The organism is Mycobacterium hainanense, assembly GCF_041890355.1.
Lineage (GTDB): Bacteria > Actinomycetota > Actinomycetes > Mycobacteriales > Mycobacteriaceae > Mycobacterium > Mycobacterium hainanense.
Genome location: NZ_CP169059.1, coordinates 3,836,751 through 3,859,511, shown reverse-complemented (window position 1 = coordinate 3,859,511; position 22,761 = coordinate 3,836,751). Strand labels below are relative to the sequence as shown.

24 protein-coding genes are annotated in these 22,761 nt (G+C 69.5%); 17 read left to right on the top strand and 7 right to left on the bottom strand.

Annotated elements, in window-relative coordinates; all coding sequences use genetic code 11:
- Positions 1-9: 9 nt before the first annotated feature.
- Positions 10-1,224, top strand: a complete 1,215-nt coding sequence (locus ACEL92_RS17860) for a glycosyltransferase (protein WP_374026262.1) — start codon at positions 10-12, stop codon at positions 1,222-1,224.
- On the opposite strand, the gene ACEL92_RS17855 is transcribed toward ACEL92_RS17860, so the two are convergent.
- Together ACEL92_RS17855 and ACEL92_RS17850 are read right to left on the bottom strand one after the other, a co-directional pair.
- Complete coding sequence (locus ACEL92_RS17855; RefSeq protein ID WP_374022037.1) at positions 1,213-1,953, bottom strand: dienelactone hydrolase family protein; 741 nt, start codon at positions 1,951-1,953, stop codon at positions 1,213-1,215. The two genes, ACEL92_RS17860 and ACEL92_RS17855, sit on opposite strands and share 12 nt — an antisense overlap.
- A 63-nt stretch (positions 1,954-2,016) precedes the next feature.
- Entirely contained in the window at positions 2,017-2,511 is a 495-nt protein-coding gene (locus tag ACEL92_RS17850; RefSeq protein WP_374022036.1) for a PAS domain S-box protein, read from the bottom strand.
- 751 nt (positions 2,512-3,262) lie between these two features.
- On the opposite strand from ACEL92_RS17850, the gene ACEL92_RS17845 reads away from it, so the two are divergent.
- The 9 genes from ACEL92_RS17845 to ACEL92_RS17805 all read left to right on the top strand — a co-directional run bounded on the left by ACEL92_RS17845 (position 3,263) and on the right by ACEL92_RS17805 (position 12,502).
- Positions 3,263-4,063, top strand: coding sequence for a thymidylate synthase (locus ACEL92_RS17845; protein WP_374022035.1), 801 nt, complete (start codon positions 3,263-3,265; stop codon positions 4,061-4,063).
- Complete coding sequence (locus ACEL92_RS17840; RefSeq protein WP_374022034.1) at positions 4,060-4,557, top strand: dihydrofolate reductase; 498 nt, start codon at positions 4,060-4,062, stop codon at positions 4,555-4,557. Before ACEL92_RS17845 ends, ACEL92_RS17840 begins: the two co-directional genes overlap by 4 nt.
- Before the next feature lie 86 nt (positions 4,558-4,643).
- Positions 4,644-5,345, top strand: a complete 702-nt coding sequence (locus ACEL92_RS17835) for a cell division protein DivIVA (RefSeq protein ID WP_374022033.1) — start codon at positions 4,644-4,646, stop codon at positions 5,343-5,345.
- A 38-nt stretch (positions 5,346-5,383) separates the two neighbouring features.
- Entirely contained in the window at positions 5,384-6,628 is a 1,245-nt protein-coding gene (locus ACEL92_RS17830; RefSeq protein WP_374022032.1) for a winged helix-turn-helix domain-containing protein, read from the top strand.
- Positions 6,628-8,001 (top strand): N-6 DNA methylase, encoded by a 1,374-nt coding sequence (locus ACEL92_RS17825; RefSeq protein WP_374022031.1) that lies wholly within the window; start codon positions 6,628-6,630, stop codon positions 7,999-8,001. The genes ACEL92_RS17830 and ACEL92_RS17825 overlap by 1 nt, the downstream gene beginning before the upstream one ends.
- On the top strand, positions 7,998-9,059 hold the full coding sequence (locus ACEL92_RS17820; RefSeq protein ID WP_374022030.1) for a restriction endonuclease subunit S: 1,062 nt from the start codon (positions 7,998-8,000) through the stop codon (positions 9,057-9,059). The genes ACEL92_RS17825 and ACEL92_RS17820 overlap by 4 nt, the downstream gene beginning before the upstream one ends.
- Before the next feature lie 10 nt (positions 9,060-9,069).
- Complete coding sequence (gene thyX, locus ACEL92_RS17815) at positions 9,070-9,822, top strand: FAD-dependent thymidylate synthase (protein ID WP_374022029.1); 753 nt, start codon at positions 9,070-9,072, stop codon at positions 9,820-9,822.
- A gap of 81 nt (positions 9,823-9,903) precedes the next feature.
- Positions 9,904-10,806: a 4-hydroxy-tetrahydrodipicolinate synthase gene (dapA, locus tag ACEL92_RS17810; protein WP_374022028.1), complete on the top strand. Its 903-nt coding sequence runs from the start codon at positions 9,904-9,906 to the stop codon at positions 10,804-10,806.
- Between the two features lie 19 nt (positions 10,807-10,825).
- Positions 10,826-12,502: a ribonuclease J gene (locus tag ACEL92_RS17805; RefSeq protein ID WP_374022027.1), complete on the top strand. Its 1,677-nt coding sequence runs from the start codon at positions 10,826-10,828 to the stop codon at positions 12,500-12,502.
- A 75-nt stretch (positions 12,503-12,577) separates the two neighbouring features.
- On the opposite strand, the gene ACEL92_RS17800 is transcribed toward ACEL92_RS17805, so the two are convergent.
- Genes ACEL92_RS17800 through ACEL92_RS17790 form a run of 3 tightly spaced genes read right to left on the bottom strand, consistent with a single transcriptional unit; the run spans position 12,578 to position 14,578 of the window.
- The gene (locus ACEL92_RS17800; protein WP_374022026.1) at positions 12,578-13,441 is read right to left on the bottom strand and encodes an SAM-dependent methyltransferase; all 864 of its coding nucleotides are present in this window, start codon (positions 13,439-13,441) and stop codon (positions 12,578-12,580) included.
- 4 nt (positions 13,442-13,445) lie between these two features.
- Positions 13,446-14,267 carry a mycofactocin-coupled SDR family oxidoreductase gene (locus ACEL92_RS17795; RefSeq protein WP_374026261.1) on the bottom strand — a complete coding sequence of 274 codons (822 nt, stop codon included), beginning with the start codon at positions 14,265-14,267 and terminating at the stop codon, positions 13,446-13,448.
- A complete protein-coding gene (locus ACEL92_RS17790) occupies positions 14,264-14,578 on the bottom strand; it encodes a putative quinol monooxygenase (protein WP_085242012.1) in 315 nt (104 codons plus the stop codon). Before ACEL92_RS17790 ends, ACEL92_RS17795 begins: the two co-directional genes overlap by 4 nt.
- On the opposite strand from ACEL92_RS17790, the gene ACEL92_RS17785 reads away from it, so the two are divergent.
- Entirely contained in the window at positions 14,577-17,252 is a 2,676-nt protein-coding gene (locus tag ACEL92_RS17785; protein WP_374022025.1) for a DNA translocase FtsK 4TM domain-containing protein, read from the top strand. The genes ACEL92_RS17790 and ACEL92_RS17785 overlap by 2 nt on opposite strands.
- A 120-nt stretch (positions 17,253-17,372) precedes the next feature.
- On the opposite strand, the gene ACEL92_RS17780 is transcribed toward ACEL92_RS17785, so the two are convergent.
- Positions 17,373-17,882, bottom strand: a complete 510-nt coding sequence (locus tag ACEL92_RS17780; RefSeq protein ID WP_374022024.1) for an amino-acid N-acetyltransferase — start codon at positions 17,880-17,882, stop codon at positions 17,373-17,375.
- Positions 17,883-17,938: 56 nt separating this feature from the next.
- Between ACEL92_RS17780 and pgsA the strand changes: the two genes are divergently transcribed.
- The 4 genes from pgsA (at position 17,939) to ACEL92_RS17760 (ending at position 20,784) form a co-directional block, all read left to right on the top strand.
- The gene (pgsA, locus tag ACEL92_RS17775; protein ID WP_374022023.1) at positions 17,939-18,538 is read left to right on the top strand and encodes a CDP-diacylglycerol--glycerol-3-phosphate 3-phosphatidyltransferase; all 600 of its coding nucleotides are present in this window, start codon (positions 17,939-17,941) and stop codon (positions 18,536-18,538) included.
- A gap of 114 nt (positions 18,539-18,652) precedes the next feature.
- Complete coding sequence (gene clgR, locus ACEL92_RS17770; RefSeq protein ID WP_374022022.1) at positions 18,653-19,003, top strand: transcriptional regulator ClgR; 351 nt, start codon at positions 18,653-18,655, stop codon at positions 19,001-19,003.
- A 127-nt stretch (positions 19,004-19,130) separates the two neighbouring features.
- Positions 19,131-19,961 (top strand): phage shock protein PspA, encoded by an 831-nt coding sequence (gene pspA, locus ACEL92_RS17765; RefSeq protein WP_374022021.1) that lies wholly within the window; start codon positions 19,131-19,133, stop codon positions 19,959-19,961.
- Between the two features lie 13 nt (positions 19,962-19,974).
- Positions 19,975-20,784: a hypothetical protein gene (locus tag ACEL92_RS17760; protein WP_374022020.1), complete on the top strand. Its 810-nt coding sequence runs from the start codon at positions 19,975-19,977 to the stop codon at positions 20,782-20,784.
- On the opposite strand, the gene ACEL92_RS17755 is transcribed toward ACEL92_RS17760, so the two are convergent.
- On the bottom strand, positions 20,781-21,212 hold the full coding sequence (locus ACEL92_RS17755) for a limonene-1,2-epoxide hydrolase family protein (protein WP_374022019.1): 432 nt from the start codon (positions 21,210-21,212) through the stop codon (positions 20,781-20,783). The genes ACEL92_RS17760 and ACEL92_RS17755 overlap by 4 nt on opposite strands.
- 53 nt (positions 21,213-21,265) lie before the next feature.
- Between ACEL92_RS17755 and ACEL92_RS17750 the strand changes: the two genes are divergently transcribed.
- Positions 21,266-22,432: a glycosyltransferase gene (locus tag ACEL92_RS17750; protein WP_374022018.1), complete on the top strand. Its 1,167-nt coding sequence runs from the start codon at positions 21,266-21,268 to the stop codon at positions 22,430-22,432.
- 80 nt (positions 22,433-22,512) lie between these two features.
- Entirely contained in the window at positions 22,513-22,737 is a 225-nt protein-coding gene (locus ACEL92_RS17745; protein WP_374026260.1) for a hypothetical protein, read from the top strand.
- The last annotated feature ends 24 nt before the right edge of the window (positions 22,738-22,761 follow it).

Sequence of the window (22,761 nt, the reverse complement as noted above, 5' to 3'; positions counted from 1 at the left end):
AACATCGGAATGCGCGTGTTGCTGTCCACCCACGATTCGCGTGGGGCGGTGGAACCGCTGGCGGCACTCGGGGTCCAGTTGCGGGCGCTCGGCGCGGAAGTGCGGGTGTGCGCGCCGCCGGACCAGGAATTCGCGGACCTGCTCGCCGCAATCGACCTGCCGCTGAGGCCGTTCGGCGAGTCATGGCGCGCGAGGGCGGCCGGGCTCACGCCGTCGGAGGACAACCTGCGCCGGCACCTCGACGGACTGGTCGCCGCGCAATTCGACACGGTGGCCGACGCGGCCGACGGCTGCGACCTGCTGGTGGCGACCGGGTTTCCGCCGGTGGCGGCGGGAGCGCGGTCGGTGGCCGAACGCCTGGGCATCCGGTACGTCTACGTGAGCTACCAACCGACGATCCTGCCGTCGCCGCACCACCTGCCCCCGACGTACGCCGGCGCGGTCCCGCCAGGCCTGATCGACAACCGGGTGCTGTGGCAGATGGACGCGCAGCACATGCACGCGCTATTCGGCGCGACGCTCAACGAGTACCGCGGGTCGTTGGGCCTGCCGCCCGTGGACGACGTCCGTGACTACGCCCTGACCGAGCGGCCGTGGCTGGCGGCGGACCCGACTCTGGGCCCATGGCCGCAGGGCGGCGGGCTCGAGGTGGTCCAGACGGGGGCGTGGCTGCTGTCCGATGAACGTCCCCTGCCGGCGGCCGTGGCGGCGTTCCTCGACGCCGGGCCGCCACCGGTGTACGTCGGCTTCGGCAGCATGCCCATGCGCGCCGCCAGCGACCTGTCCCGCGCGGTCGTCGAAGCCGTCCGTGCCCTGGGCCACCGGGCGGTTCTCTACCGCGGCTGGTCCGGCCTGACCGCGATAGACGACCGGGACGACTGCCTGGCCGTCGGTGAGCTCAACCACCGGGCGCTGTTCGCCCGGGTCGCGGCGGTCGTGCACCACGGCGGCGCGGGCACCACGACCACCGCCGCGCTGGCCGGCGCGCCGCAGGTGCTGGTGCCGCAGGGAGCCGACCAGCCGTACTGGGCCTGCCGGGTGGCGGAGCTGGGCATCGGCGCCGGGCATGACGGCCCGGCCCCCACCGCCGAGTCCCTGGCGGCCGCGTTGAAAACCGTCCTCACCCCGGAAACCCGTGCGCGGGCGGGCGCCGTGGCCGCGACGATCCGCACCGACGGGGCGATGGTGGCCGCGACGTTGCTGCTGGACGGGTTAGCGCGGTAGCGCCGAACCGAAGACCTCGGTCATGGCCTGCCAGTGCCGCTCGGCCGCGGCCGGGTCGTACGGCCCGTTGTCCGGCACCGCGAACCCGTGGCCGGCCGGATACCACTCGATGGTGTGCTGCACGTCGGCCGCGGTCAGCGCCTTGTCCAGCTGTTCGGCGTCCTCGCGCGTGAAGGAGGCGTCGTCCTTGGCGCCGCCCACGTATACCGTCGCCCTCATCCGGTCGGCCAGCTGGTGGGGGCTGTCCGAGGCGTCGGTCACCAGGCCGCCGCCGTGGAACGACGCGGCGGCGGCGACGCGCTCCGGCGCCCGGCCGGCGACGATCAGGGAGGCCCGCCCGCCCATGCAGTAGCCGCACACGCCGAAGCGCTCCCCGGATACCTCCGGGCGGGCCGCCAGGTAGTCGAAGAACGCGACGGCGTCGCCGGCGATCTTGTCGGGAGTGAGGCTGCCGATCATGCCGAACAGCCGCCTGCGCTCCCGCTCGTCGCCGAACACGGTGGCCATGTCGAACGGGGCCCAATCGCCGCTGCGGTAATACACGTCCGGGAGCAGCACCGCGTAACCGAAGCCGGCCAGCTTGGCGGCCATCTGGTCGAAGGTGCCGCGCACGCCGCCGGCGTCGCAGTACATGACGACGCCCGGCCAGGGGCCCGTGCCGTCCGGGGTGAACAGGCCGACGGCACAGGTGCCATCGGCGGTGGTGACGCTGTCGGTGATTTTCGGCATGGCCTCCGTTTTACTCCCAGCGCCTGTCGCAAGATTGTCGGCGTCGACCTCTGTCGGCCCCGCCTACCGCCGCCGGCCCCGCCCTGCTGGCTCAGATCCCGGGTTACCGACGGGGGCCTCGGGCAACGGTTGCGGGACGTCGCTGAACAGCCAGAGCTCTTCGGTGCGGTCGTACAAGATCACCAGGGCGGCGGTCTCGTCGCCACTTCGCATGGCCGGATTCTTCACACCGGCCCACACCGCGTAGCCGGATTTGTGACGCAGCTCGACCAGCCTGGGGACCTCGCCCTCGACCAGTGCGCCCCAGCGGTGGTCGGCCGGCATTCCGTGGAAAACCACTTCGAAATGTTCCGGCAGCAGTTCGTCGGATGCGTAGCCGACCATGTCGCAAAAAGCGGTGTTGAGGAACAGGACGGTGCCGGCGCGGTCGACGGCCAGGGCTGGCACCGGCAGTCGCTCCAGGATGACCATGGTGGGGATCTGCCGCAGCGCCGCCATCGGTGACGTCTCGGGCGGTATCGCCGCTCGGCGCTTCAGGCGCTGTGCGTTAACGGCCACTGAACTGTTCGAAACCACGGAAACCCCCGGTCGTTGCTTTTGCCCTTGAGCGTTTTAGCCTTTCCGCCGCTGGTAACTTGCCCGTCAGCAAAATGTTAGGGTATGACGCCGGAGTGCGTCTACCGATTCCGGATGTATTTGCTATTTGCCACATGGCCAATTATTTGTCCCAGCGCTGCACGGTATCACGGTGGTTCGACGCGCAAATCTTATTAGCTATGAGGTCAATAAACGCATCTTGAGTGGCAGCATTCCCGGACCACCAGCAAATATTGACCCATCGCTTCGGAAATTTGCGGGTTGCGCATCGGGCACCGTCGATCACGCCACGACAGCGGTGATCTACCGACGGCTTTGCCGCGTCGCGTCGCGGACCAGCAACCCAGCGCAAGGCGGCGCTGCAACAGCCGGGACCGCTTGGTGACCGGCCTCGAATCATCCAACTGTCATGCCTTCGGCGCTGTCTCGGCCCCGGCGCTGCCCTCGTTCGAGTCGAGCGGTCGTCGAAACGGACGCTCACGGGACGCCTGCAGCGAAGGGCTTGCCCGGCCACCGCGGTCGGGCTCGCGGGCCTGTCGGGCGCCGGGCAGGACGCGCACTCGGGTTGCTGGCATCCCGCGCGAGGGCGTGGTTCTGCAAGCGGGGCTGGGCAGTGCGCGGAGTCGCTGACGGACCGGCGCCCAGTCGATGCGCCGGGGCGTGTCGGCATGGCTATCGTTTTTCTGCCGCTGCTGAGAAGTAAGATCGGCGCGTGCCGATCCCGACGCCATATGAGGACCTGTTGCGCCTGGTGCTCGAGCGGGGCACGGCCAAATCGGACCGCACCGGCACCGGGACCCGCAGCCTGTTCGGCCAGCAATTGCGCTACGACCTCTCGGCCGGCTTCCCGCTGCTGACCACCAAGAAGGTGCACCTCAAATCGGTCGTCTATGAGTTGCTGTGGTTCTTGCGCGGCGACTCCAACGTCGCCTGGCTGCACGAGCACGGCGTCACCATCTGGGACGAATGGGCAAGCGACACAGGCGATCTCGGGCCGATATACGGCGTGCAGTGGCGATCCTGGCCCACGCCGACCGGTGAACACATCGACCAGATCAGCGCGGCGCTGGAGTTGCTGCGCACCGACCCGAATTCGCGGCGGATCATCGTGTCGGCCTGGAACGTCGGAGAGATCCCGCAGATGGCGCTGCCGCCGTGTCACGCCTTCTTCCAGTTCTACGTGGCCGACGGTCGGCTGAGCTGCCAGCTGTACCAGCGCAGCGCCGACCTGTTTCTCGGTGTGCCGTTCAACATCGCCAGCTACGCGCTGCTGACCCACATGATGGCCGCCCAGGCCGGCCTGGCGGTCGGTGAGTTCGTCTGGACGGGCGGCGACTGCCACATCTATGACAACCACGTCGAGCAGGTGCGCACCCAGCTCGGCCGGGAGCCGCGCCCCTACCCGGAACTTGTCCTGGCGCAGCGTGATTCGATCTTCGACTACACCTACGAGGACGTGGTCGTGAAGAACTACGATCCGCATCCGGCGATCAAAGCGCCCGTCGCGGTATGACCGAACTCGGGCTGATCTGGGCTCAGTCGACATCCGGCATCATCGGTCGCGGCGGCGACATCCCCTGGCGGGTGCCCGAGGACCTGATCCGGTTCAAAGAGCTCACCGTCGGGCATACGGTGGTGATGGGCCGGCGCACCTGGGAGTCGTTGCCGAGCAAGGTCCGGCCGCTGCCGGGGCGCAAAAATGTCGTACTCTCGCGAAAGAGTGATTTCGTTGCCGACGGTGCGCAGATCGTCGGATCGCTCGAGGCGGCTCTCGCCGAATGCGAGGGCGAGCCGCAGACCTGGGTGATCGGCGGCGAGCAGGTCTATCTGCTTGCGCTGCCGCGCGCCACGCGGTGCGAGGTCACCGAGGTCGAAGTCGACCTGCGGCGCGACGACGACGACGCGCTGGCGCCGGTGCTCGACGACAGCTGGCTGGGTGAGACGGGGGAGTGGCAGGTCAGCCGCACGGGGTTGCGGTACCGCCTGCACAGCTACCGTCGGGCATGAGCGTCGGTCCCCGCGACCGTGACATACTCGGACGCGGGGGTCGGTCTCACCAGCTCACCACACGTTGCCAGAAGGGGGAATTGGCAGTGATAACCGAACCCACGAAAGCGTTTACGCGCATATTCAGGGGGTACGACCCGTCCGCGGTCGACGCCCACATTGAGATGCTGACCACCAAGCAGCAGTTGTTGCTCGACGACGTCGAGAATTTGAGGAGTCGGCTGAAGGCAGCCGGCGACGAGACGGCCGCGCTGCGCAAGGAGGTCGCCCTCCTCACCGACACCTCGCCCTCCCCCCACGCGGTGCAGCGCCGGATGGCGCAGATGCTGCGCCGCGCGGTCGACGAGGTCGCCGAGATGCAGGCCGAGGCGCGCAGCGAGGCCGACGCGATGATCGCAGCGACCGAGGCTGAAGTCCAGGCCGCGCAGCGAAAGCACGAAGAGGAGTTGGCGGAGATGGCCGAACAACGAAAAGCCATGGAAACCGATTACGAAGAAGCCAAGAAGCAGCTCGAGGCCGAATTGGCCGAGATGCGCGCCGAAACGGAAGCGGCGATCGACAAGGCCTGGCGAGACGCCCAGCGGGAGGCCGATCACTATCGCGAGCAGGCCCAGCGCGCGGCGGACGAGGCGATCCGGCAACGGATCCAGGTCCTCGAGCAGCTGATGGGCGTGTTCCGCGACCTCGAAGCGGTTCCGGCCGCGCTCGAGTCGGCCTACCAGGAGCAGAAGAACGCGCCGGAGCCCAGTGTCGTCGTGCCGTTGGACGGGAAAGTCAGCACGGGTTAGCCCGCCTACAACGAGCGGCGCCGCGTCGCCGCCGAGGGTTGTCGCACCTGGCCGGTATTCTCGGCGCCGTGTCGATCCCGACCCGCAGGCTGTCGGCCGCGCAAGCCCGGCGAATCGCCGTTGCCGCCCAGGGCTTTACCGAGCCGCCGCCCGCCGGCCCGATCACCCGCGCCCACCTCAAGCGCTTGATATCCAGAATCCAAGTGCTGCAACTTGATTCGGTGTCGGTCGCGGTGCGTGCCCACTACGCGCCGGTGTTCAGCCGGCTCGGGCCCTACGACCGCGACGTGTTGGATCGCGCCGCCTGGGGCCCGCGCTCTGCGCGGCTGCTGGCCGAATACTGGGCGCACGAGGCCGCGCTGGTTTCCGTCGACGACTGGCCGCTGCTGCGCTGGCGAATGCGCCAGTACCGCCACGGTCGTTGGGGCACCCACATCGTCAAGGCCAACCCCCAACTCGCCGACGACATCGTCGCCGCCGTCGCCGAACTCGGCCCCAGCACCGCCGGCCAGATCGAGGCCCACCTCGCCGCCGAGCCGCGCCGCAAGAAGGGGGCCTGGTGGAACCGCAGCGACACCAAGTGGGTCGCCGAGGCGCTGTTCGCCGCCGGGGTGCTCACCACGGCCACGCGGGTGGGCTTCGCCCGCCACTACGACCTGGTCGAACGCGTGCTGCCCGCGGGCGTGCTGGCGCGGCAGGTGGACGACGAGGAGGCCGTCCGGGAACTCACGTTGCGGTCCGCCACCGCGCTTGGCGTGGGGACCGAGGCCGACATCCGCGACTACTTCCGGCTGTCGGCCCAGCAGGTCAAGCCGGCCGTCGCCGCCCTGCTGGCCGCGGGGGAGATCGAGCGGGTCGAGGTCGACGGCTGGCCCGCGCCGGCCTACCTACGCGCCGGCCGGACGGTGCCCCGCGCCGACCGCGGCACGGCGCTGTTGTGTCCGTTCGACCCGCTGATCTTTTTCCGGCCCCGCGTGGAGCGGCTGTTCGGGTTTCATTACCGCATCGAGATCTACACGCCGGCCGCCAAGCGCCAATACGGCTACTACGTGTGGCCGCTGCTGATGGACGGGCAGCTCGTCGCGCGCGTCGACCTCAAGGCCGACCGGACCGCCGACACGCTGCGCGTCATGGGCGCCTTCGGCGAACCCGACGCCCCGCGGCCCCGCGTGCTCGAGGCGCTGGCCGGCGAACTGCGGTCGATGGCGTCGTGGCTGGGCCTGAGTGGATTCAGCGTCGCGACCCGGGGGGACCTGGCCGCCGACCTGCGGGCGGTCGGCTGATGCGGGCGACGGACAAAGAGCTCAAAGACACGCTCTGGAATGCGGCCAACAAGCTGCGCGGCTCCCTGTCGGCCGGCCAGTACAAGGACGTCGTCCTCGGGCTGGTGTACCTCAAGCACACCGCCGCCGGGCCGTGGAAATCGTTGGCGGACAACGCCGAATCGCCGAACATCGGGCGGCTCGTCGACGACGCGATGGAGGCCGCGGCGCTGCCGCGGCTGTACGAGAACCTCGACCAGCGCCGGCTCGGGGAGCTGCTGCGCCTGCTCGACGCCGCGCGATTCGGCGAGCCGGGCCGCGGGCGGGACCTGATGGGCGAGGTGTACGAGTACTTCCTGGGCAATTTCGCGCGCGCCGAGGGGCGGCGGGGCGGCGAATTCTTCACCCCGCCCAGCGTGGTCCGTGTGCTCGTCGAGGTGCTGGAGCCGTCGAGCGGCCGGGTGTATGACCCGTGCTGCGGATCGGGCGGCATGTTCGTGCAGACCGATCGGTTCATCGCCGAGCATGACGGCGATCCCGCGCGGGTCACGATATGCGGACAGGAAAGTGTCGAACAGACCTGGCGGATGGCGAAGATGAACCTCGCGGTGCATGGCATCGACAGCACCGGCCTGGGGGCGCGGTGGGCCGACACGTTCGTCGACGACGTGCACGCCGGCGTGCAGATGGATTACGTGATGGCCAATCCGCCCTTCAACATCAGGGATTGGGCGCGCGACGAGCGCGATCCGCGCTGGCGGTTCGGTGTCCCGCCAGCCAGCAACGCCAATTACGCCTGGATTCAGCACATCCTGTCGAAACTGGCCCCGGGTGGTAAGGCCGGCGTCGTCATGGCGAACGGCTCGATGTCGTCGAACACGTTAGGGGAGGGCGCTATTCGCGCCCGGGTCGTTGATGCCGACCTGGTGTCGTGCATGGTCGCCCTGCCCGCTCAACTGTTCCGCAGCACCTCGATTCCGGTGTGCCTGTGGTTCTTCGACACCGATAAGGGCGAGCGGTCCGGTCAGGTGCTGTTCATCGACGCGCGCGGGTTCGGCCGCTTGGTGGAGCGCGCCGAGAGGGAGCTGACGGACCAGGAGGTCGTCCGCATCGGCGACACCTACCACGCGTGGCGTGGCTCGCAATCCGCCGCCACGAAAGGCGTTACCTACCAGGATGTCCCGGGCTTCTGCGCCTCCGCGTCGCTCGACGACATCGCGGCGGCGGGTTATCCGCTCACACCCGGCCGCTACGTCGGTGCGCCCGCCGCCGAGGACGACGGTGAGCCGGTCGAGCAGAGGGTCGCCCGGCTGACCGGCGACCTGCTGACGGCGCTCGACGAATCCGTGCGCCTGGAAGGCATTGTGCGCCAACAACTGGAGCGCCTGCGGTGAACACCACGCTGGGCGACCACCTGGACTTCGTGAGCGGAAGCCGGGCGCCGCGGCCGACGCCGGGCGGACGCATTCGGGTCTACGGCGCCAACGGGACCATCGGTTACGCCGCCCAGCACAATGCGGCCGGGCCGCTGATCGTCCTCGGGCGCGTCGGGTCACAGTGCGGCAGCCTGCGGTACTGCGACTCCGACGCCTGGGTCACCGAGAACGCATTGGTTTGCCGGGCGAAGGACCCACGCGAGACGCGGTACTGGTACTACGCGATGCACACCTGCCGGCTGGGCGACCACCGAGCCGGATCGGGACAGCCGCTGCTGAGTAAGAGGATCCTGCGCGACGTCGCGGTGCACACCGTGGCGGCGCCGCAGCGCGAGGCGATCGCCGAAGTGCTCGGGGCTCTCGACGACAAGGTCTCGGCCAATCACCGGGTGATCGAGGCCGCCGAGAACCTCATGGTGGCCCTCGCCGAGTCGGTCCGCGAGCGGGTGCCGGTGTCCAGCCTGGCAAGCCGGTCGACGGCATTCCTCGAGGCCGCCGAATTCGACGGCGTGGTCGCGCACTTCAGCCTTCCGGCGTTCGACGACGGGGCGAATCCGAGCCTGGTGAGCGCCGAGTCCGTCAGGAGCGGCAAGTTCGTCTTGTCGGCGCCGTGCGTGTTGTTCGCGAAGCTCAACCCGCGGATCCCGCGAATCTGGAACGTGCCCAGCCTGCCGCCGGAGATGGCCCTGGCCAGCAGCGAGTTCGTCGTCCTGGTGCCATCGGGGGTGGACGCGTCCGCCCTGTGGGCGGCCGTGCGGCAACCGGAGGTCTCTGAATGGCTGCAGCGTCGGGTCGCCGGAACGTCGGGGAGCCATCAGCGGGTCCAACCCCGCGATCTGCTGGAGGCGCGGGTCCCCGACGTCCGGCGCCTGCCCGTCGCGCAGTCGGAGACGATCACCGGCCTGGGCGCGCTGTGCCACGCGCGACGCGCAGAAAGCGCGCGGCTGTCCGCGTTGCGCGACGCGCTGCTGCCGGTGCTGATATCGGGTGAGCTCCCCATCCGGTCACCACGTTAAGGTGAGCGCCGTGGCCGAGACCGCGCCGCTGCGCGTGCAACTGATCGCCAAGACCGAGTTCCTGGCACCGCCGGACGTGCCGTGGACCACCGACGCCGCCGGCGGGCCGGCGCTGGTCGAATTCGCCGGCCGTGCCTGCTATCAGAGCTGGTCGAAGCCCAATCCCAAGACCGCGACCAACGCCGGCTACATCAAGCACATCATCGACGTGGGGCATTTCTCCGTGCTCGAGCACGCGAATGTGTCGTTCTACATCACCGGCGTCTCCCGGTCGCTCACGCACGAGCTGATCCGGCACCGGCATTTCTCCTTCTCGCAGCTGTCGCAGCGCTACGTGCCGGAGGGGGACTCGCAAGTCGTGGTGCCCCCGGGCATGGAGGACGACCCCGAACTGCGGCGCATCCTGACCGAGGCCGCCGACGCCAGCCGGGCCACCTACGCCGACCTGCTGGCCAGGCTGGAGGCCAAGTTCGCCGACCAGCCCAACGCGGTCCTGCGGCGCAAGCAGGCGCGGCAGGCCGCCCGGGCCGTGCTGCCGAACGCGACCGAAACCCGCATCGTCGTGACCGGCAACTACCGGGCCTGGCGCCACTTCATCGCCATGCGAGCCAGCGAGCACGCCGACGTGGAAATCCGGCGGCTGGCGATCGAATGCCTACGCCAGCTCGCCGACGCCGCGCCCGCGGTGTTCGCCGACTTCGAGATCTCCACCCTGGCCGACGGGACCGAGGTGGCCACCAGCCCGCTGGCGACCGAAGCCTGAGCCAGTCCCAGCCGCCACCGACCCGACCGCGGGCCCGCGCCGTTGCTAAAGAGCTTGCCGCCGCCAGGTAACCTAAAGACCGTGAGCACCGTCGGATTCGACGCCCCGGCCCGGTTGGGAACCGTGCTGACCGCGATGGTGACACCGTTCGCTCCCGACGGTTCGCTGGACACCGCAGCCGCCGCCCGGTTGGCGAACCACCTGGTGGACTCCGGATGTGACGGCCTGGTCGTCTCCGGAACCACCGGCGAGTCGCCCACCACGACCGACGACGAGAAGCGGGACCTGCTGCGCGTCGTGCTGGAGGCCGTCGGCGACCGCGCCCGGGTCATCGCCGGCTCGGGCACCTATGACACCGCTCACAGCGTCCGGCTGGCCAAGGCCTGCGCGGCCGAGGGCGCCCACGGGCTGCTGGTGGTCACCCCGTACTACTCGAGGCCGCCGCAGAGCGGACTGATCGCACATTTCACCGCCGTCGCCGACGCGACCGACCTGCCGGTGCTGCTCTACGACATTCCGCCGCGGTCGGTGGTGCCGATCGAGGCGGACACGCTCCGCGCGCTGGCGTCCCACCCCAACATCGTCGGCGTCAAGGACGCCAAGGCCGACCTGCACGGCGGCGGCCAGGTCATGGCCGAGACGGGACTGGTTTACTACTCCGGCGACGACGCGCTCAACCTGCCGTGGCTGGCCATGGGCGCCACCGGATTCATCAGCGTGATCTCGCATCTGGCCGCGGGTCAGCTCCGAGAGATGCTGTCCGCCTTCGCTTCCGGCGACATCGCCACCGCCCGCAAGATCAACGGCACCGTCGCCCCGTTGTGCAACGCGATGGGCCGGCTGGGCGGGGTGACGCTGTCCAAGGCGGGTCTGCGCCTGCAGGGCATCGAGGTTGGCGATCCCCGGTTGCCGCAGATGCCGGCCACGCCCGACCAGATCGATGCGCTGGCCGCCGATATGCGCGCGGCGTCGGTGCTGCGGTGAGGCAGAGGGTGGCCGATAAGTGGATGTAGACCTCACCCCTCCTGGTCCCTTGACCACTGGTGGGCTGCGGGTCACCGCGCTGGGCGGCATCAGCGAAATCGGCCGCAACATGACGGTTTTCGAGCACCTCGGCAGGCTGCTGATCATCGACTGCGGGGTGATGTTCCCCACCCACGACGAGCCCGGGGTGGACCTGATCCTGCCGGACCTGCGCCATATCTCCGACCGGCTCGACGACATCGAGGCGCTGGTGCTGACCCACGCGCACGAGGATCACATCGGCGGCATCCCGTTCCTGCTCAGGCTGCGCCCCGACATCCCGGTCGTCGGGTCGAAGTTCACCCTGGCGCTGGTGGCGGCGAAATGCCGTGAGCACCGGCTCAAGCCGGTGTTCGTCGAGGTGACCGAGGGGCAACGCAGCACGCACGGCGTCTTCGAGTGCGAATACTTCGCCGTCAATCACTCCATCCCGGACGCGCTCGCCATCGCCGTGCACACCGGCGCGGGAACCGTCTTGCACACCGGGGACATCAAGCTCGACCAGCTTCCCCTCGACGGCCGGCCGACCGATCTGCCCGGCATGTCCCGGCTCGGCGACGCCGGGGTGGACCTGTTCCTGTGCGACTCGACCAATTCCGAGATCCCGGGCGTGGGGCCGTCGGAAAGCGAAGTGGGGCCGACGCTGCACCGCCTGATCCGGGGCGCCGAGGGCCGCGTCATCGTCGCGTGCTTTGCCTCCAACGTGGACCGGGTGCAGCAGATCATCGACGCCGCGGTCGCTTTGGGCCGGCGCGTGTCGTTCGTCGGGCGCTCGATGGTGCGCAACATGGGCATCGCCCGCGAGCTCGGGTTCCTGCGGGTGGCCGATTCCGACGTGATCGACATCGGCGCGGCCGAGATGATGCCGCCCGAGCGGGTCGTGCTGATCACCACCGGCACCCAGGGCGAGCCCATGTCGGCGCTGTCGCGGATGTCGCGCGGCGAGCATCGCAGCATCACGCTGACGGCGGGCGACCTGATCGTGCTGGCTTCGTCGCTGATCCCCGGCAACGAGGAGGCGGTCTACGGCGTGATCGACGCGCTCGCCAAGATCGGGGCCCGCGTCGTCACCAACGCCCAAGCCCGCGTGCATGTTTCGGGCCACGCGTACGCCGGTGAGCTGTTGTTCCTCTACAACGGCGTGCGGCCGCGCAACGTCATGCCGGTGCACGGCACCTGGCGGATGCTGCGCGCCAACGCCAAGCTGGCGGCCAGCACCGGGGTGCCGGAGGAGTCGATCCTGTTGGCCGAGAACGGCGTCAGCGTCGACCTGGTCGCCGGCACGGCGTCGATCGCCGGGGCGGTGCCGGTGGGCAAGATGTTCGTCGACGGGCTGATCAGCGGCGACGTCGGCGACATCACGCTCGGCGAACGGCTGATCCTGTCATCGGGTTTCATCGCGGTGACGGTGGTCGTCCAGCGCGGCACCGGGCGGCCGGTGGCGGCGCCGCACCTGTATTCACGCGGGTTCTCGGAGGATCCCAAGGCGCTGGAACCCGCCGGGCGCCGGGTCGAGGCGGAGCTGGAACTGCTGGCCGCCGACAACATCACCGACCCCGGCCGCATCGCCCAGGCCGTGCGCCGCACCGTCGGCAAGTGGGTCGGCGAGACCTACCGGCGACAGCCGATGATCGTGCCGACGGTCATCGAGGTCTGATCCCTCACTGCCGAAACATAAAGTGCTGCAACGCTTGTCGGCGTGTCGTCGCAATGATTTATGTGTCGTGGCGTCTCAGAGCTTCTCCGCGTAGGCCGACCATTCCAGTTGCGAGGCCTTGAGTTTGCGGCCGGTCGGCTCCACGTAACGCTGCACGAGTTCGTCGGGGCCGGCCTGCTCCAGCAGCCGCCAACCGTAATCCCCGATGAACGCGCCGACCTCCTCGGGCTGTAACCCGAAACGCCACAACTTCCGGACGCTGCGGTACAGCGTGCGGGTGCCGTACCGGTTCTTGCCCTCGATGAAATCCCGCCGGACATAGGTGAACACCAGACAACTGCCCGGCGCGGCGGCCCGCAACCCCTCCAGCGTCCGCCGGACGGTGGCTTCGCTCAGGTATTGGGTGACGCCCTCACAGATGAAGAAGGCCCGGTAATCGGTGCGATAGCCGTGCTCGGCCAGGGCGGTGAGCAGGTCGTCGCGCTCTAAGTCCAGCGCCACCTGCCGGACCGACATCGGCGGCCCACCCAGCACCCGTCGGACCGTCTTGACCTTACGGGCGACGTTGACGGGCAGGTCGACCTCGAACACGGGGATGCGAATCTGCCGTGTCAGCAGGTAGGCGCGGGTGTCCAACCCGGCGCCAAGGATGACGACGGCGTCGATGCCGTCGAGCGCCTCGGCCAGCTTGTCGCCGATGAAACGCTTGCGGCAAGCCAGGTTCGCCCACAGCCCGCGGCCCGACCACTCCGATCCGCGCATCATCAAGCGCCGCACCGGCCGGGCGCGGGTCGCCGCCACCAGCAACCGCAGCGGCGCCGGCAGGAACAGCTCGGCCAGGTCGTCGTCCACCAAGCGGCGGCCCGGTGGCTCGTTCTGTTCGACGGCGGCCAGCACCATCGGCCCAAAGGCGGTCTGAGCGGCGGAGTTTCGTGCCATTCGACTACTTGTTCAAGAAGCCGGCGTCGACCGGCAACGTGACACCCGTGATGTAGCGGGCCTGGTCGCTCACCAGCCACGCCACCGCGTTGGCGACGTCCTCGACGTCCAGCACCTCCACTGGCATGGCGTTGCCCATGGCGCGGGGTGTGTCGGTCGCCGCGGCCATCTTGGCCAGCCACTCCCGGGTGAATTCGTTGTTGATCATCGGGGTCTCGACGCCCGAGGGGTGTATCGAGTTGACCCGAATATACTGTGGGGCAAGCAGATTCGCGTATACCCGCATCAATCCCACCACGCCGTGTTTGGCGGCGGCGTAGCCGACCGAACCGGCGTCCGGGCCGGCGACCCCGGCCAGTCCGGCGCTGGAACTGATCAGCACGATCGAGCCCCCCGTGCCCTGCTTGACCATGGTCGGGATGGCGGCCTTGATGGTGTTGTAGACGCCGGTGAGGTTGACGTCGATGACGTCGCGCCAGCCGTCGTCGCCCGATTGCATCGGTGCGATGCCGGCGTTGGCGACGACGATGTCGAGCCGGCCGAACTCGTCGAGGCCGGCCTGCAGGGCGGCCGACAGCGACGCCCGGTCCCGGACGTCGCCACGAGCGGCCACGATGCGTGAGCCCGTGTCCTCGATCAGCTTGACCGTTTGCGCCAGGTCTTCCTCGGTGGCGAGGGGATAGGGGACGCTGGCGATCTGGTCGCACAGGTCGATCGCGATGATGTCCGCGCCGTCGGAAGCCAGTCGCACCGCGTGCGCGCGCCCCTGGCCGCGCGCCGCGCCGGTGATGAAGGCGACCTTGCCCTCGAGTGGACGGGTCATCAGGACCGCAGCTGACCCTTGTCCGGGTCGCCCGCGGGCACCGGCTGCAGCATCTTGATGTCGGGCGCGCCGGCGAGGTGCTCGCCGGCCGCGCCGAACATCTTGCCGATGGCCGGTGCGGTGCTGTGGGCCTTGAGCGCCTCTTCGTCGGCCCACTGCTCGACGAAGACGAAGGTCTCGCCCGATTGATGCAGGGAGTACAACTGGCAGCCCGGCTCGTTGTGCACCTCCTCCACGGCCTGCGTGAGGATGTCGCGGACTGCGTCGACCGATTCCGGTTTGACGGTCATGGTGGCAACGACGACGACGGGCATGCTCGGGCCTCCTGGGGCTGACGGGGTGGGTGACGCGCATGACTTTGTTATCTGGGTCACCGGTTGTCCACCCTACTCACGCGGCCTTTCGGGCCCCCCGTCAGATGGGTCACATGACCACACCGTTACCAGTGTGGCGGGTGGTGTCGATGATGTTGATGCGACTACCCTTGCCGACATGGCTAACAAGACCGCCGCCCGCTCCAAAGCTCGAACGAGCAGGTCAAAGGCCACTTCGCGGAGTGGCTCGGGTCGCGCGCGGCCTGCGGCACCCCGCAAGCGGCCGAGCAGGCCCGCCAAACGGCGCAACCGGTCGCTGCTGATGGCCGCCGGGCTGACTGGCGGCCGCGCCCTGCGCGCCACCTGGCTGATGGCCGCGCGCAGCACCGGCGGCGCCGCCCGGTCGATCGGGCGGGCGCGCGACATCGACCCGGGACACCGCCGCGACGGGATCGCGCTGATGCTGCTGGGCCTTTCCGTCGTGGTCGCCGCGAGCTCGTGGTTCAACGCCGCCCGGCCGGTCGGCGCGTGGGTCGACACGCTGCTGCGCACCTTCATCGGCGCGGGCGTGCTGGCGCTCCCGGTGGTCACCGCCGCGGTGGCGGTGACGCTGATGCGCACTCAGCCCAATCCCGACGCGCGCCCCAGGCTGATCCTGGGCGGCACCCTGATCGCGCTGTCGGTGCTCGGCCTGCGGCACCTGTGGTCAGGCTCGCCCGAAGACCCCGAGGCGCGCCGCCGCGCGGCGGGCTTCATCGGCTTCGCGATCGGCGGCCCGCTGTCGGACGGGCTGACCGCCTGGATCGCCGCGCCCCTGTTGTTCATCGGCTTCATGTTCGGCCTGCTGCTGCTGACCGGGACGACGATCCGTGAGGTGCCCGACGCGGTCCGCGCCATGTTCGGCGCCCGGCTGCTCGGCGACGACGAGTACGACGACTATGACGACGAATACGACGACTATGACGGCGACGCCGACTCCGTTGCGGCCGAAGACTTCTACGACGAGAGCTCGCTACCCGAAGACGAGCCGCAGGCCTGGCCGACAGCCGACCCGGTCCCGGCCGCGGCCCTGCGGGACAACGAGGACGACATCCCCACCACGCCGGAGCCGGCCATCGGCAAGAGCCGTCGGCGCGACAAGAAGAAGACCGAGGTGCTGGACCGGGTCGTCGAAGGCCCCTACACGCTGCCCTCGCTGAGCCTGCTGGTGGCCGGGGACCCGCCGAAGAAGCGCAGCGCCGCCAACACGGTCATGGCTGATGCCATCAGCGAGGTGCTCACCCAGTTCAAGGTCGACGCGGCCGTCACCGGCTGCACCCGCGGGCCGACCGTCACGCGTTACGAAGTCGAGCTGGGTCCGGGCGTGAAGGTGGAGAAGATCACCGCGCTGCAGAAGAACATCGCCTACGCGGTGGCCACCGAGAGCGTGCGCATGCTGGCCCCGATCCCCGGCAAGTCCGCCGTGGGCATCGAGGTGCCCAACACCGACCGGGAGATGGTGCGGCTGGCCGACGTGCTGACGGCGCCGTCGACCCGCCGCGACCACCACCCGCTGGTGATCGGGCTCGGCAAGGACATCGAGGGCGACTTCATCTCGGCGAACCTGGCCAAGATGCCGCACCTGCTGGTCGCCGGCTCCACCGGTTCGGGTAAGTCCAGCTTCGTCAACTCCATGCTGGTGTCGCTGCTGACCCGGGCCACCCCCGAGGAGGTCAGGATGATCCTGATCGACCCGAAGATGGTGGAGCTGACGCCGTATGAGGGCATTCCGCACCTGATCACCCCGATCATCACCCAGCCGAAGAAGGCCGCCGCCGCGCTGGCGTGGTTGGTCGAGGAGATGGAGCAGCGCTACCAGGACATGCAGGCGTCCCGGGTGCGACACATCGACGACTTCAACGAGAAGGTGCGGTCCGGCGCCATCACGGCACCGCTGGGCAGCCAGCGCGAGTATCGCCCGTACCCCTACATTTTGGCGATCGTCGACGAGCTGGCCGATCTGATGATGACCGCGCCGCGCGACGTCGAGGACGCCATCGTGCGGATCACCCAGAAGGCCCGCGCGGCGGGCATCCACCTGGTCCTGGCCACCCAGCGCCCGTCGGTCGACGTCGTCACCGGCCTGATCAAGACCAACGTCCCGTCCCGGCTGGCGTTCGCCACGTCGTCGCTGACCGACAGCCGGGTGATCCTGGACCAGGCCGGCGCGGAGAAGCTGATCGGCATGGGCGACGGCCTGTTCCTGCCGATGGGCGCGGGCAAGCCGATCCGCCTGCAGGGCGCGTTCATCACCGACGAGGAGATCCAGGCCGTCGTCGCCGCCTGCAAGGACCAGGCCGAACCCGAGTACACCGAGGGCGTGACCACCGCCAAGCCCACCGGCGAGCGCACCGACGTCGACCCGGACATCGGCGACGACATGGACGTGTTCCTGCAGGCCGTCGAGCTGGTGGTGTCCAGCCAGTTCGGCTCCACCTCGATGCTGCAGCGCAAGCTGCGGGTCGGCTTCGCCAAGGCCGGCCGGCTGATGGACCTGATGGAGACGCGCGGCATCGTCGGGCCGTCGGAAGGGTCCAAGGCGCGCGAGGTGCTGGTCAAGCCGGACGAGCTGGCCGGAACGCTGGCGTTGATCCGGGGCGGTTCCGACGCCGACGGCGGCGACCCCGACGACTAGCGGGTCGACTCGCCGCCCAACGTGCACTCACCGCGAAAAAACGGCCGCAGATTCGCAGTCAGTGCACGCTCGGCGCAACCCACCCAAGGTGGCCGACCCCGACGCCTTCGCCCGCGAGGATCAAAGCACCAGCAGCATGCGGGAATTGCCCAGGATGTTCGGCTTGACGTAGCTCAGGTCCAGGAACTCGGCGACACCGATGTCGTAGGAGCGGCACATTTCCTCGAACACCTCGGCGGTCACCGGCGTCCCCTCGATCTCGGTGAACCCGTGCTTGCCGAAGAACTCGGTCTCGAACGTGAGCACGAACAGCCGCTTGAGCTGCAGCTCGCGCGCGACCTCCAATAGCCGGTCGACGATCGCGTGGCCGATGCCGTGGCCGGTCATCGCCGGGTCGACAGCGACGGTGCGGATCTCGCCCAGGTCGGACCACATGACGTGCAGCGCGCCGCAACCCACCACGGCGCCCTCGCATTCGGCCACCCAGAATTCCTGGACGGCCTCGTACAGCGTCACCAGGTTCTTCTCGAGCAGGATCTTGCCGGCGTAGGTGTCGACGAGCTGCTTGATGGCGGGGACGTCGGAGGTTCGCGCGCGTCGCACCAGGCAGTCCTGCGGACTATCGGTCACGGCTAACAGTATCGGCATCGGGAACGGGTGCGCTGGTCAACAGTTATTCTGTTGCCGTGTCGGGGCAGCCGCAAACGGGTCCGTTAACGGGACCGCCGGGCCGCGTCCACATCGCAAATCTCGCCAACACCCTGACCCTGTTGCGGCTGGTGCTGGTCCCGATCTTCCTGCTCGCGCTGTTCGCCAAGGGCGGTCACGATGTCGCGTTCCGGGTCGTGGCTTTCGTGATTTTCGCGATCGCCTGCATCACCGATCGGTTGGACGGCCTGCTGGCCCGCAACTACGGCATGGCAACGGAATTCGGGGCGTTCGTCGATCCGATCGCGGACAAGACGCTCGTCGGGTCGGCGCTGATCGGGCTGTCGATGCTCGGTGACCTGCCGTGGTGGGTCACGGTGCTGATCCTGGCCCGCGAGTTCGGGGTGACCGTGCTGCGGCTGGCCGTGATCCGCCGCGGGGTCATCCCGGCGAGCTGGGGCGGCAAGGTCAAGACCGTGGTGCAGGCGGTGGCGATCGGCCTGTTCATCCTGCCGCTGTCAGGGCCGCTACGGGTGGCGGCGGCGGTGGTCATGGGGATCGCCATCGTGCTCACGATCGTCACCGGCATCGACTATGTGGTGTCGACCGTGCGGGAAGTGCGCCGGACATCCGACTGATTCTCGAAGCGCTGAACGGGAACCAAGATCGCGCCCTCCGCGTTTCACCCTGTGAGCGCCTGTAGTCGCGGTCGATCCGTGCCGAGCAGGCTGACTGGACGAAGGAGGGCAGGAATGCCGTCATTAGTGCGCGAGGTCATCGGCGACGTGCTGCGCGAGGCCCGCATGACGCAGGGCCGGACGCTGCGCGAGGTGTCCGACTCGGCGCGCGTGAGCCTCGGGTACCTGTCCGAGGTGGAGCGCGGGCGCAAGGAACCGTCCAGCGAGCTGCTCAACGCGATCTGCGAGGCGTTACAGGTACCGCTGTCTTCGGTGCTGACCGACGCCGGCGAGCGGATGGCCGGCCAGGAGCGGGCGCGCGAACGCGTGGCCCGCAGCGCGCCCGCTGAGGCGCTGCGTGGTCCCAGCATCGACGCCGAGACCAAGGTCGTCATCCCGCCGGTGGCGTCGCTGGCGATCGCCTGAGCCGCACCGGACGCAGGGATCGGCCGCTAGGGGTAGGGCGATCGGCGCCGACCCACTAAATTGAGCGACAAGCGTCGGCCCATCCCGGGATCATCCGGCCTACAAGAAGCGAAGGTGGAGCTCACTCATGGCCAATCCGTTCGTCAAAGCCTGGAAGTACCTGATGGCGCTGTTCAACGCGAAGATCGACGAGCACGCCGACCCCAAGGTGCAGATCCAGCAGGCCATCGAGGAGGCGCAACGCACTCATCAGGCGCTGACCCAGCAGGCCGCCCAGGTGATCGGCAACCAGCGCCAATTGGAGATGCGGCTGAACCGGCAACTCGCCGACATCGAAAAACTGCAGGTCAACGTCCGTCAGGCGCTGACGCTGGCCGACCAGGCCACCGCGGCAGGCGACGCCGCCAAGGCCGCTGAGTACAACAACGCCGCCGAGGCGTTCGCGGCCCAGCTGGTGACGGCCGAGCAGAGCGTCGAGGACCTCAAGACGCTGCACGACCAGGCGCTGGCCGCCGCGGCCCAGGCCAAGAAGGCGGTCGAGCAGAACTCGATGGTGCTGCAGCAGAAGATCGCCGAGCGCACCAAGCTGCTCAGCCAGCTCGAGCAGGCCAAAATGCAGGAACAGGTCAGCGCCTCGTTGCGCTCGATGAGCGAGATCGCCGCGCCGGGCAACGTGCCCAGCCTCGACGAGGTGCGCGACAAGATCGAACGCCGCTACGCCAACGCGATCGGATCGGCCGAGCTCGCGCAGAGCTCGGTGCAGGGACGCATGCTCGAGGTCGAGCAGGCCGGCGTCCAGATGGCCGGCCACTCCCGCCTCGAGCAGATCCGCGCCTCGATGCGCGGCGAAGCCTTGCCGACCGGTGGGACACCGGCCGCCGGGGCCGCCCCGCAGGCGGCTCCCGCGCCCGCCGAGACGACCGGGGGCGCGGCCACCGAAAAGCCCTTTGGCCAGTAGCCCGGGTGGTGTCATGGCGGTGAGCGAGACACGGGGTGGGCTCTGGCGCACGTTGCTGGGGCGGGGATTGGCCACCGCCGCCGACCTGTCCGACCTGGTTGCTCAAAAGCTCAGCGCCGCAGCGGATCCCCGTGCGCGGCTGTTGCGGCGGCGGCGGCGCGCGCTGCGGTGGGGCCTGATATTCGCCGTCGGCTGCGTGTTCTGGGCGGCGGTGACGATGCTGCTGGCGGCGTGGGGATGGTTCGCGTTGCTGCTGGAGATCACCGGCGCTGTGGCGGTCGTCATGGCCGTCCCGGCGACGCTGCTGTTGCTGCGCTACCGGTGGTTGCGTTCCGAGCCGCTGCCCACACCCCGCCCGTCGAACGTGCGACGCCTGCCGCCGCCCGGCTCTGCTGCGCGGCCCGCGATGTACGCGCTGGGCGCCTCGGAGCGGGGATTCCTGTCGCTGCTGAACGTGATCGAGCGGGGTTCGATGTTGCCGACCGCCGAAATTCGTGACCTGACCGCGGCGGCCAACAAGAGCTCGGCGGCCATGGCGGCCACCGCCGCGGAGGTGGTGTCGATGGAGCGGGCGGCCCAGTCCAGCGACTCATCGCGATCGTATCTGGTGCCTACGATCAACGCGTTCACCGCGCAGCTGAGCGCCGGCGTTCGCCAGTACAACGAAATGGTCACCGCCGCAGCGCAATTGGTTTCCTCGGCCAACGGCGACCAGTTGGCGGCCTCGCAGCGCTACCGCGCCGAGCTGACCGGGGCCACCGACCGGCTGGTCGGCTGGGCGCAGGCGTTCGACGAACTCGGCGGTCTGCGCGGGGCGAGCTAGAACGTCGCCTTCAAGGACGGCAGCACCACCGCCGCCAGGCCGCGAATCGTGGCCTTGAACATGTCGAAGAAGTCAAAGTAGTCCCGCCACAACGTGATTCGCCCGTCGTGGACTTCGAACACCCCGCACACCCAGAACTGAAGCCGCAGCGGGCCGAAGATCAGGGCGTCGGTGCGCTCGGTCAGCACCGCCCCGCCGTCGGCGGCGATGCGGTGAATCTTCACCTCGAAGGCCCCGCGGCCGTCCATTTGGCGAAACAGCTTCATGGCCCTGGCGCGGCCGTGAATCGTCGGCAGCCCGACATTTTCGTAGACGAGGTTGTCGTCCAGCGCCGCGTCGGCGGCGTCGTAATCGGCGTCCTGCAGCGCGTTCAGGAAGGTCTCGACCGTGCGGGTGTTCGCAACGGTTGTCCCGGTCAGCTCGGTCATGACCGCCAGCGTAGGCGAGCGTCGCGGTCGCGCGCTGTGGCAGGGTAAGGCCGATGCGTGTCGCCGTGGTCGCCGGGCCGGATCCCGGGCACTCATTTCCCGCGATTGCGCTCTGCCAACGCTTCGCCGCGGCCGGTGACGAGCCCACGCTGTTCACCGGCGCCGAGTGGGTCGACACCGCTCGGGCCGCCGGCATCGACGCCGCCCCACTGGACGGGCTGGTGGCCACCGACCACGACGTCGACGCCGGTGCGCGAATCCATCGGCGCGCGGCGCGGATGGCAGTCCTCAACGTGCCGGCGTTGCGCAAACTGGCGCCCGACCTGGTGGTCTCCGACGTCATCACCGCCGGCGGCGGCATGGCCGCCGAGCTGTTGGGCCTCCCGTGGGTCGAGCTCGACCCGCATCCGCTGTATCTGCCCTCGAAGGGATTGCCGCCGATCGGCAGCGGGCTGGCGCCGGGCACCGGCATCCGCGGCCGGCTCCGCGATGCCACGATGCGGGCGCTCACCGCGCGGTCCTGGCGAGCGGGTCTGCGGCAGCGCGCCGCCGTGCGGGCCGAGATCGGGCTGCCGGCCCACGACTCCGGCCCGCTGCGGCGGCTGATCGCGACCCTGCCCGCCCTCGAGGTTCCCCGGCCGGACTGGCCGGCGGAGGCGGTGGTGGTGGGCCCGTTGCACTTCGAACCGACCGATCGGGTGCTGGACGTCCCGGCGGGCTCGGGGCCCGTGCTGGTGGTGGCGCCGTCGACCGCGTCGACCGGGACCGAAGGCCTGGCCGAGGTCGCGCTGGCTTGCCTGCGGCCGGGGGAGACGCTGCCCGCCGGGTCGCGGCTGGTGGTCTCCCGGCTGGGCGGGGCGGATCTGCAGGTGCCGCCGTGGGCGGCGGTCGGGCTGGGCAGCCAGACCCAGTTGCTGACGCACGCCGACCTGGTCATCTGCGGCGGCGGTCACGGCATGGTGGCCAAGACGCTGCTGGCGGGGGTGCCGCTGGTGGCGGTGCCCGGCGGAGGGGATCAGTGGGAGATCGCCAACCGGGTGGTTCGGCAGGGCAGCGGACGGCTGGTCCGGCCGCTGACCGCCGAGGCGCTGGTGGCCGCGGTGAACGAGGTGCTGTCGTCACCCCGGTATCGACGGGCCGCGCAGGCCGCCGCCGCTAGCATCGCCGGGGTGGCCGATCCGGTGCGGGTGTGCCACGAAGCACTCGCCCTGACGGGCTGATGGCCAAGGCCGCGCAAAGGAGGGCACCGGCATTGAAGGCATTGACATCGATCGCGGCCGGCGGCGTGCTTCTCGCTGTGATGTTCGGTTCGGGCGTCGCCCGCGCCGACAGCGGCGACGAGCAGCAGGCGTGCCAGTTGATGGACGACCCGGCCGCCGCCGAGCAGGGCTACGCGCCGGCCGAGTACGCGTTCATGCAGTTGCGCTCGCGAATGTCGGCGCAGCGCGCGCGGACCACCATGTCCGAGGCCGTGCAGGACTATTGCCCCAATCACCTGATCGACCTGCCGGCCAGCTGGCGGTGACGCGGCCGGTGTCCGATCGGCTCC

Bases quoted from the DNA above. Each gene is read 5' to 3' on its own strand.
- ACEL92_RS17860 (WP_374026262.1), top strand. From the start codon at position 10: ATGCGCGTGTTGCTGTCCACCCACGATTCGCGTGGGGCGGTGGAACCG.
- ACEL92_RS17750 (WP_374022018.1), top strand. From the start codon at position 21,266: ATGCGTGTCGCCGTGGTCGCCGGGCCGGATCCCGGGCACTCATTTCCC.
- ACEL92_RS17840 (WP_374022034.1), top strand. From the start codon at position 4,060: ATGACCGAACTCGGGCTGATCTGGGCTCAGTCGACATCCGGCATCATC.
- clgR (WP_374022022.1), top strand. From the start codon at position 18,653: ATGCCGTCATTAGTGCGCGAGGTCATCGGCGACGTGCTGCGCGAGGCC.
- ACEL92_RS17800 (WP_374022026.1), bottom strand. From the start codon at position 13,441: ATGGCACGAAACTCCGCCGCTCAGACCGCCTTTGGGCCGATGGTGCTG.
- ACEL92_RS17825 (WP_374022031.1), top strand. From the start codon at position 6,628: ATGCGGGCGACGGACAAAGAGCTCAAAGACACGCTCTGGAATGCGGCC.
- pspA (WP_374022021.1), top strand. From the start codon at position 19,131: ATGGCCAATCCGTTCGTCAAAGCCTGGAAGTACCTGATGGCGCTGTTC.
- ACEL92_RS17790 (WP_085242012.1), bottom strand. From the start codon at position 14,578: ATGCCCGTCGTCGTCGTTGCCACCATGACCGTCAAACCGGAATCGGTC.
- ACEL92_RS17755 (WP_374022019.1), bottom strand. From the start codon at position 21,212: ATGACCGAGCTGACCGGGACAACCGTTGCGAACACCCGCACGGTCGAG.
- ACEL92_RS17855 (WP_374022037.1), bottom strand. From the start codon at position 1,953: ATGCCGAAAATCACCGACAGCGTCACCACCGCCGATGGCACCTGTGCC.
- ACEL92_RS17785 (WP_374022025.1), top strand. From the start codon at position 14,577: ATGCTCGGGCCTCCTGGGGCTGACGGGGTGGGTGACGCGCATGACTTT.
- ACEL92_RS17745 (WP_374026260.1), top strand. From the start codon at position 22,513: ATGTTCGGTTCGGGCGTCGCCCGCGCCGACAGCGGCGACGAGCAGCAG.
- ACEL92_RS17760 (WP_374022020.1), top strand. From the start codon at position 19,975: ATGGCGGTGAGCGAGACACGGGGTGGGCTCTGGCGCACGTTGCTGGGG.